The sequence below is a fragment of the Neisseria sp. P0009.S010 genome, assembly GCF_051958545.1.
GTDB lineage: Bacteria > Pseudomonadota > Gammaproteobacteria > Burkholderiales > Neisseriaceae > Neisseria > Neisseria subflava_A.
In genome coordinates this window covers 1-8137 of record NZ_JBQCVH010000016.1, presented here as the reverse complement: position 1 = coordinate 8137, position 8137 = coordinate 1, and the positions used below count along the sequence as shown (strand labels likewise).

7 protein-coding genes and 1 pseudogene are annotated in these 8137 nt (G+C 50.4%); 1 reads left to right on the top strand and 7 read right to left on the bottom strand.

The window, feature by feature from the left end; translation table 11 throughout:
* The 3 genes from ACTHSN_RS10635 to ACTHSN_RS10625 all read right to left on the bottom strand — a co-directional run.
* A partial coding sequence (locus ACTHSN_RS10635; RefSeq protein ID WP_440365312.1) for a hemagglutinin repeat-containing protein occupies positions 1–215 on the bottom strand: 215 nt, incomplete at its 3' end.
* A gap of 48 nt (positions 216–263) precedes the next feature.
* A complete protein-coding gene (locus tag ACTHSN_RS10630; protein ID WP_070461644.1) occupies positions 264–692 on the bottom strand; it encodes a hypothetical protein in 429 nt (142 codons plus the stop codon).
* 2 nt (positions 693–694) lie between these two features.
* Positions 695–3763: a DNA/RNA non-specific endonuclease gene (locus ACTHSN_RS10625; RefSeq protein WP_440365311.1), complete on the bottom strand. Its 3069-nt coding sequence runs from the start codon at positions 3761–3763 to the stop codon at positions 695–697.
* Between ACTHSN_RS10625 and ACTHSN_RS10620 the strand changes: the two genes are divergently transcribed.
* Complete coding sequence (locus ACTHSN_RS10620) at positions 3707–4018, top strand: hypothetical protein (protein WP_440365310.1); 312 nt, start codon at positions 3707–3709, stop codon at positions 4016–4018. The genes ACTHSN_RS10625 and ACTHSN_RS10620 overlap by 57 nt on opposite strands.
* Here ACTHSN_RS10620 and ACTHSN_RS10615 read toward each other — a convergent pair.
* The 4 genes and pseudogenes from ACTHSN_RS10615 to ACTHSN_RS10600 all read right to left on the bottom strand — a co-directional run.
* Positions 3993–4664, bottom strand: a complete 672-nt coding sequence (locus tag ACTHSN_RS10615; protein ID WP_285070244.1) for a hypothetical protein — start codon at positions 4662–4664, stop codon at positions 3993–3995. The two genes, ACTHSN_RS10620 and ACTHSN_RS10615, sit on opposite strands and share 26 nt — an antisense overlap.
* Before the next feature lie 3 nt (positions 4665–4667).
* A complete protein-coding gene (locus ACTHSN_RS10610; protein ID WP_283127045.1) occupies positions 4668–4799 on the bottom strand; it encodes a hypothetical protein in 132 nt (43 codons plus the stop codon).
* Between the two features lie 96 nt (positions 4800–4895).
* Positions 4896–5240, bottom strand: coding sequence for a hypothetical protein (locus ACTHSN_RS10605; RefSeq protein ID WP_070713902.1), 345 nt, complete (start codon positions 5238–5240; stop codon positions 4896–4898).
* Positions 5241–5650: 410 nt separating this feature from the next.
* Positions 5651–8137 (bottom strand): annotated as a pseudogene (locus tag ACTHSN_RS10600) (hemagglutinin repeat-containing protein); the annotation flags it as partial.

The following is an 8137-nucleotide window of genomic DNA, read 5'->3' as shown; positions in this document are numbered from 1 at the left end:
TCGCCTTCGGCGGAGATTTGTGCGCCTTTGGCTTCGATGTTGCCTTCGGTGGCACGGATGCTGAGATGGCGGCCGGCCGTCAGCGAGCTGCCGACGGCTTCGGCGCTGCTGCCATCCTGCACCTGCGTGCTGCGGCTGCGGCGGCGGGCACAATCAGAGCCGAACCGAAACCGAGCAGCAGGCTGAAAGCCAGCGTGCCCAAATGCAAACGACAGCCTGAATGGGGTTTCGGGCTGCCTTTAATCTGCATTATGGAATCATGATTAGCCATACGGGTTTTCTGTTTTTTGCTTTTCTTCTTTAAACCATTGTTCAAAAATATTACCCGGTGTTAAATCATCTCTATGCGAGAAAAATTTTTCATATGAATAATTAGCGGATGCTTTCTGATTTACATTGTCATATATGAGTTTCAACTGAGTTGGAATTTCCTGATGATTCTCGGCAAAGACAGAGCATAGTTCCGAATAATCTTCCATTCCAAGATTAAGAAACTGCCATTGAATCTCTTTTGTATTAAAAGACTCCTTTCTCATAATTTTATTACCCACTTTAAAAAAAGCATCAAAAGACAATACGTTTCTTTCCCTTGCACCATATATATAGACAGCGGTAACCCCCTCTCCTGAAAATTCAAGTGCCAAGCTAAGCATACGTTCTTGTATTTCTGATATCTTATCTTCAAATTTCATTTTTACTTTCCTGTGTTGTAAATCTTTTCAACTTTTTTAATGCCATCAATTTCATATTGAATAACAAAATGATCTGGCCTTAAACTATTTCCCTTGTATTGTATATCAACATTTACCGTTACGCGTTTCTTTTCCATTAATGCATTTGCCCATTCATTTTCTAGAATTTTATAATTGCTTAAATTAACTCCGCTAAGCTGGGATACCAGATTATCCAACTTTGGAGACCCGCCAAATCTATCTCCCGCCAAATGACCAGCATGATCACCACTGAGTTTTCCCGGAGTATTAGGGTTATGATGAAGCCTGTCGGAACGTTTGGTTAACTGAAGCTCTTGTGCTTCCCATGTTTTTAACCGCCCAAGATGATCAGTTTGGTATATATATTCAAACTCTCCGGCTTGATATGTTACATTTGGTTTTAGTTTTCCTTTCTGATCAAAATGCGATCCGTCTTTGATAATTGTATCAGACGAAATAGTTTGGGTGCTATTCTGAAGTTTCGAGTTATTCGTGTTCAAGCGGTTATTGCGGGCGGGAGGCTGTTTGTTGTGCACATTTTCTTCCAGACGCCCGATTCCGCCCTGCTTGCCAAAGGTCTGATCATATACCGCATTCCCTTGTCCGACTTTCTCCGCAACATTGCCTACCGCTTTGTCAAACTTCTCTCCCGCCGTGCCGCCTTTGGGTGGCGAAGATTCGGGCTGCCCGCTTCCTTTGGCTGATGTGCTGCCTTTGCCGGTTGCGCCGGATTTGGTGCCGCCCTTGCCGTGCGCACGGCTTTCCATTGGAAGAGACGGGCTTTCAGGCTGCACTCTGTGCGGCAATCCGATACCCTCCGGTGTGGCCAGTCCGCATTGCGCACCATGGCAGAAATTGTCAAAGCCTTCCTTTATTTTTTGAAGCTCTTGCTTCCCGTTGTCTGCGACTTTTCGCGCAAACCTCCCGCTTTCGCCAACCAAATTCCCGCCTACATAGCGAACCCCTTTACTGATGATTTCTCCACCGTGTTTTGCAGCTTTTCCGGGAACGATAAAACCGCCTACATTGGCTGTAGCCGTTTCCATGTCATCGACCGCATCACCCAAATTGCCATTGGCAACAGCATGTCCGAAATTGCTGCTATGCCGTTTGAACAGGCTCCATTCGTGCCGGATGGCTGTACCGGCAGAATCGATTACTTTATCCCGCTCCTCTTGGTTGGTAGCCAACTGTTCCAGCTTATTCCAGACCCGATCCGGATTTTGAATGACGTACTTCCCTCCGTTCCATAATCCTTCACCGAGACCGATAATGCCTTCTCCGGTATCAATCAAGATACGATCGGCAACGCGTATGTCAAATGGGGCACTGAAGACTTTCTCAACTGCCCGCTCAGTAAATGGTTTGTCCGGCTGTTGGCCATCAGCTACCTGCTGGGGGAGATTGCCGAGACGGGGCGATTTTCCTACTGAGAAAGCGCCACGAAGGGTGTACCAAAAATCGGACGGACGTAACAGGCTCTTACGCTGATTGGTGTGGTTAAATGAAATGCCGTCGAGATAATGGGTGATATCGGCAGCTTTTTGACGGTCACTCTCCAAATAGGCAATATCGGTCATATTTTCCCAAATGATAAAGTGCCGGCTGCTGTAACCTTCTTTGCCGATCCAATCGGGGAGAACGGTAACGACCGGTAAGTTTTTTGCATCGTCTCCTGCTTGGTTAGGTGAAATAGAATCGGTTTGTGTAACAGGCTCAAGTTGAGCCCATTTTCTTCTGGGTGGATACTGCCTGCTTGCATAAAGCGGCGCATATTCTTCACTGGTGACATATTGCAAGCCTTCACGTATTTCAACTTTTTTCGCGGCGCACGCAGGATCTTGGTCGCCTCCGCGTTGGCATTGCAGTATCAAATCATTGCGGTTTTTTGCGCTGCGCATACGGGCGTCTGCAAATGTTTCATCCAGACATTTTTTATCGCCTATCGCGCATTGTTCCAATCTTCTTTCAAACTCGATGGTTTCTTCTTTGCTCAGATAGTTATTCTCCACCGCATTCTGTCCGACCGTCCCGGCAACTTGCGCATCAAACAACGCTCCGTTGCTGCTGTTCGTGCCGTTCAGACTGCCTCCGGCCGCACCCACCACCGAAGCAAGCGCCCCGGTCTGCGCTTTGATCTCTTCTTTAATGTGCTCGGGCAGAAGGTTGGGATTGAATTTTCCGCTTATCGGGTCAATCGCGGTCTTGCCGTCGTCGTATTGTTTGGTCAGGTATTCGGCTGCGCGTTCGGCGGCAACGGCGGCGCTGCCGCCGGCCAGCGGGTCGGCGCCGTTGGCGTAGGCTAAGGCGGCACCGAGCATAAAGTGGCTGATTGCTTGCGCGGCTTCGTTTTTGTTTTCACCGTGGCCGAAGCGCTTGCCGATGGCGGCTGCGGCATACGGTGCCAACGTATTGGCCGCCAGCTGTAAATCACCCTGGCCGCCCAATGCGCCGGTAATCAGGGTTTCGGCGGCGCTAAGCGCACGGCTTTTGCTGCCGCCTACGCCCCAGCTTCGGGCTTCTTGGTAAGCTTGGGCATACTTCGCGTTCCCCAGCCTCATGGACAGCCGTTCGCTGTCGCTTTTACCGGCATATTGCTCATAACTGCCGTCGTTTTGCTCTTTCAGACGGCCTTCGTAAGCGGCCTGTTGTTTTTCCAGCTCTTCGGCTGCCGCTTTGGCACGGTTGCCACTATAGGTGGCAACGGCGCTGTGGATGACGGCAGTCGATTGGGCGACGGTTTGCTGTTTGTCGAGTAGGTTTTGCAGATCGGGTACGGCTTCGGCGCTGCGGTGGGCGTTTTGCAGATCGGTTTGGATGCCGAGTGCGCGGGCGCTGGTGGCTTGGTCGCCGATGGTGATGTTGCCTTCGCTGAGTACGGAGCGGGTATAGCCTTGGCTGCCGCCGCTTTCATGTTGCGGCAGGGTGGGGCTGTAGTTGAGGCCTTGCTTGATGTTTTGGCCGGCGGTTTGGGACGCACGGCCGAAGGCGCTTTGATTGAAGCCGCCGCTGCCTTTCAGGCTGCCGCCGTAGCCGGCGCCGATGCCCATGCTGCTGGCGCTGTAGCTGCTTTCGTTGCGGATGTCTTCAAAGCTGAAACTGCGGGCGGTGAGTTCGTTGTGGTCTTTGTCTGCGGCAGAAGCGATGGCACCGCCTTTGAGTCGGACGCTGTCGGCTGTGATGTGGTAGCCGCCTTCGCCGGCAAAGAGACCGCTCTGGCTGCCGACGTTAAAAGACAGCCTGAATATTTTTCAGACTGTCTTTTTGAAGAGATGGAAGTTATTTGTTTCTCAATATCTCAATAAGGGCGGCTTTGGACTGGTAGAAGTCCAAATCAAATAATGAAATGCCTAAATGTTTGCAATATTCTTCGATCATCTCCACAGTCAGCCTGTTTTTTTTGAGTCTTTCGGTATATTTTTCTGTCTGTTCAAACGGCAGCGGCGTGCCATATTCCATAAACTCGACACGACTGGTTTCTTTATGCAGCATAACATCTCTGGTTTCGCAGTCATGACGGGAAACCTGTTTGCTGCCCTCATATAGGGTAAATGAGACCGCACCGAATTCATCTTTGCCAAAATATGGGCGTAAGTACATAGTCAATAATCTGATTTTCCACAGCAAGGCTTCATACGGCACACTTGAAAAGTCTGTGCCGTTCCGATTATTGTCTATTAGTAATGACCAATCAGACTGCGTTTCCAACAATAAATATTTGGATGATCCGGTAATCTCAAGCGGATTCAAGAAATCCAATTTCTGACTGAGGGTATATTCCTCATCCAAATACGATAGTTTCGGTTTTAAATTCTGATAAAAGTCGCTTAAATCCATTAATCTTTTCAAATAGAGATCCAGTGCTTTTTCAAATGGCGCGCCAATAAAATAAAACTGTTTCAGGCTTGGATGGCCGTCTTTTGCAAGAAAAAAATCTTTGTTTACATTCATAATTTAATCCACGGTTCTTAAGCCGTGATTGTCGGCGGTGCGGATATCGACGCTTTGGGCGCTGATGTCGATGTCGCGGGCGGCGGCAAGATCGCTGCCGGTTTGGCGGTAGGCGCCGCCGGCATCTATCCGCACGCCGCCTTTCAGGCTGCCGACGGCTTCGGCACTACCTGCGTGCTGCTACCTACCGCAGAAATGGTATCCGCTTCGCTTTCTTAGCCATAGGTTTAATCAGATATTTTGCTGCTTACCAATTTCTTTTGCCAATCTAAAAAAATTTTTACCAGCTTCATTAGTTAATGAATCTATGTATTTATCAATATCAATTGTGTTGCAAACAAATATTTCATTTGTGTGTTTATTAAATTCTAAATTTAACAAAATATTTCCGTTTACCAATACTTCATATATATCTTCCTCTTCAGGAAGCATAGATAAACAGTATGCACTTGAAGCTGCAAATTCTTTTTTTAGATATTCAACAATAAATGTATTATTAAGTAGAATCCAATTAAATTCATCAAGTGATTGCTTAACTTCTTCTAATGTCCATTTTTTAATACTATTTTTCTTCATTTTATTCTTCCTGGTGTTGTTGTTACTAAATTGCCATATTTGTCTGTTTGAATGGTCATGATATTGGTCGGTTTATTTCCATTAAATTTGTCATATCCAATATTTTTATTTAATTTAACAACTCTTTCATAAATTGTATGAGAAATGCTGTGTCCATCACCAAGTTTCTCAATAGATATGCGTTTTCGTGTGACTGGTACCGACACAACATCTTTATGCTGCAATAATGCTCTTAATTCATTTTTTGAGATAGAAAATTGACTACCGGTTCCTCCTCCTTCTGGTAAATGTCTATCAACAACATGTATCCAACCAGAATTATTAAAATTACGATTTTTTAAATTAATTCTTGATTGAACGACAGAACCCGTTGAAAAAATAGGTGGCGAATTACTGGCATTCATTGCTGTTGGAGCAGGCAATGCCTTCTGTTCCCAATCCCGACTATTAAATCTCCGCTTTTTCCCATCAGGCCGCACAACCTTCACCGCATTGTCTGACCACGTTACCACAGAGCCTTTCGGTATCAGCTCTCCGTTGGCCAGGCGTTGTTCCTGTGCCAAGGTAACGGTTGTTCCTTTTACCGCTTGGGGGCTTTGGGGAATGCGGGCTTCGCCGACAGGAACAGCCTTTCCGGATGGAGCCTCGGCCTTGCGGACAATTTTGCTTAAATTCCCGGCACTATTCACTACCTTTGCGGCGACAGGCGAGCGGACAATGGCAGATGCCGTCCCGCCGCTGACAACCATAAATGCTGCATTGGCTCCCACTCGGGCATTAAACATTGCGTCCATTCTGCCTGCAAGTTGCGGATCGTTAATGTATGCTTCGTCGCGAATCGCTTTCCAGTTTTCGTAGGACATCACAACTTTGTTGACTGTTTGCACGGGACTGGAAACGGCTTCGGCCAATGGAACAATGGTATTGTCCCACGGGTGGCGTATGCCCTCCCATGTGCCTACAACAATCTCTTTGGCTGCCAGATAGGATGCTTTTAATTCATAGGCTTCGTAAGAGCGGATGTAACGGTCTTTGCCCTTTGGATTGTTTTGGTAGATCTTATCTGCTCTGGCTCTCAGGCTTCGTTCGCCGGGTGTGAATCCGTCCAAACGGTCTAGGGCATTATTATTCTCCACCGCATTCTGCCCCAGCACACCCCCTACCTGTGCATTGAACAGGGCATTGCTGTTGCCGTTGGTGCTGCCGCTGCCTTTCAGACTGCCACCCGCCGCACCCACCACCGAAGCAACCGCACCGGTCTGCGCTTTGATCTCTTCTTTGATGTGCTCGGGCAGAAGGTTGGGATTGAATTTCCCCGTTATCGGGTCGATGGCGGTCTTGCCGTCGTCGTATTGTTTGGCCAGATACTCGGCTGCGCGTTCGGCGGCAACGGCAGCGCTGCCGCCGGCAAGCGGGTCGGCGCCGTTGGCGTAGGCCAAGGCGGCACCGAGCATAAAGTGGCCGATTGCTTGCGCGGCTTCGTTTTTGTGTTCACCGTGGCCGAAGCGCTTGCCGATGGCAGCTGCGGCATACGGCGCCAACGTATTGGCCGCCAGCTGTAAATCACCCTGTCCGCCCAGGGCGCCGGTAATCAGGGTTTCGGCGGCGCTAAGCGCACGGCTTTTGCTGCCGCCTACGCCCCAGCTTCGGGCTTCTTGGTAGGCTTGGGCGTAGGCGGGGGAATGGGCCAGCATCTCCTGCTGCCGTTGTGCGTCGCTTAGGCTGAGGTAGTGTTCGTAGCTGCCGTCGTTACGCTCTTTCAGGCTGCCTTCGTGGGCGGCCTGTTGTTTTTCCAGCTCTTCGGCTGCCGCTTTGGCACGGTTGCCCCTATAGGTGCCGACGGCGCTGTGGATGGCGGCAGTCGATTGGGCAATGGTTTGCTGTTTGTCGAGTAGGTTTTGCAGATCGGGAACGCTGTCGGCACCGTGATGGGCAGTGGTCGAATCGGTATGGATGCCGAGAGCGCGGGCACTGGTTTTTTTGCCGCCGATGGTGATGTTGCCTTCACTGAGTACCGAGCGGGTATAGCCTTGGCTGTCGCCGCTTTCATGCTGGGGCAGGGTGGGGCTGTAGTTGAAGCCTTTGTTCATGTTCTGGCCGGCGGTTTGGGACGCACGGCCGAAGGCGCTTTGATTGAAGCCGTCGCTTCCTTTCAGGCTGCCGCCATAACCGGCACCGATGCCCATGCTGCTGGCGCTGTAGCTGCTTTCGTTGCGGATGTCTTCGAAGCTGAAACTGCGGGCGGTGAGTTCGTTGTGGTCTTTGTCTGCGGCAGAAGCGATGGCGCCGCCTTTGAGTCGGACGCTGTCGGCGGTGATGTGGTAGCCGCCTTCGCCGGCAAAGAGACCGCTCTGGCTGCCGACGCTGCGGCTGTAGCCGCTGGCTTTGCTTTGGTTGTAGTTGCCGGATACGTTCCATGCGGTACCAAGGGCAACTTGGGCACGGATGCCGCCGCCGCTTTGTTTGCTTTCCTGTTCGACAGTGTCCTGTGGGCTTTCGATGTGCAGTGTGCCGCCGACTTCAGCGTCGATGCGTTTTGCATGGGCTTGGGCACCGTTCAGCACGGTATTGCCCTTGCTGCTGAGCTGCAGTTTGTCCGATTGCAGCAGGGTGTTTTGATGGGTTTGGCTGTCGGTGCGGTTTTTGCCTTTGCCGTAGGCTGCTTCGGCGTAGATATAGACGCCGGTTTGGGCACCAACGGAAACCCCGACGCCGACCTGTACGCCGGCATTGCGGTTTTTGCCGTCCTGATGTTGGCTGTCTTGGGCGGAGAGCAGCCGGATGTCGCGTGCGGAATCGAGGCGGATGGTGTCGCCCGCAGTAATGTTGCTGCCTTGGACGGTAATGTCGCCCTCGCGGCTGCGGATATTGATGTCTCCGCCAGCTTTCAGGCTGCT

Coding starts and splice junctions, on each gene's coding strand:
- ACTHSN_RS10630 (WP_070461644.1), bottom strand. CDS start 692: ATGAAATTTGAAGATAAGATATCAGAAATACAAGAACGTATGCTTAGC.
- ACTHSN_RS10625 (WP_440365311.1), bottom strand. CDS start 3,763: ATGGGCATCGGCGCCGGCTACGGCGGCAGCCTGAAAGGCAGCGGCGGC.
- ACTHSN_RS10615 (WP_285070244.1), bottom strand. CDS start 4,664: ATGAATGTAAACAAAGATTTTTTTCTTGCAAAAGACGGCCATCCAAGC.
- ACTHSN_RS10605 (WP_070713902.1), bottom strand. CDS start 5,240: ATGAAGAAAAATAGTATTAAAAAATGGACATTAGAAGAAGTTAAGCAA.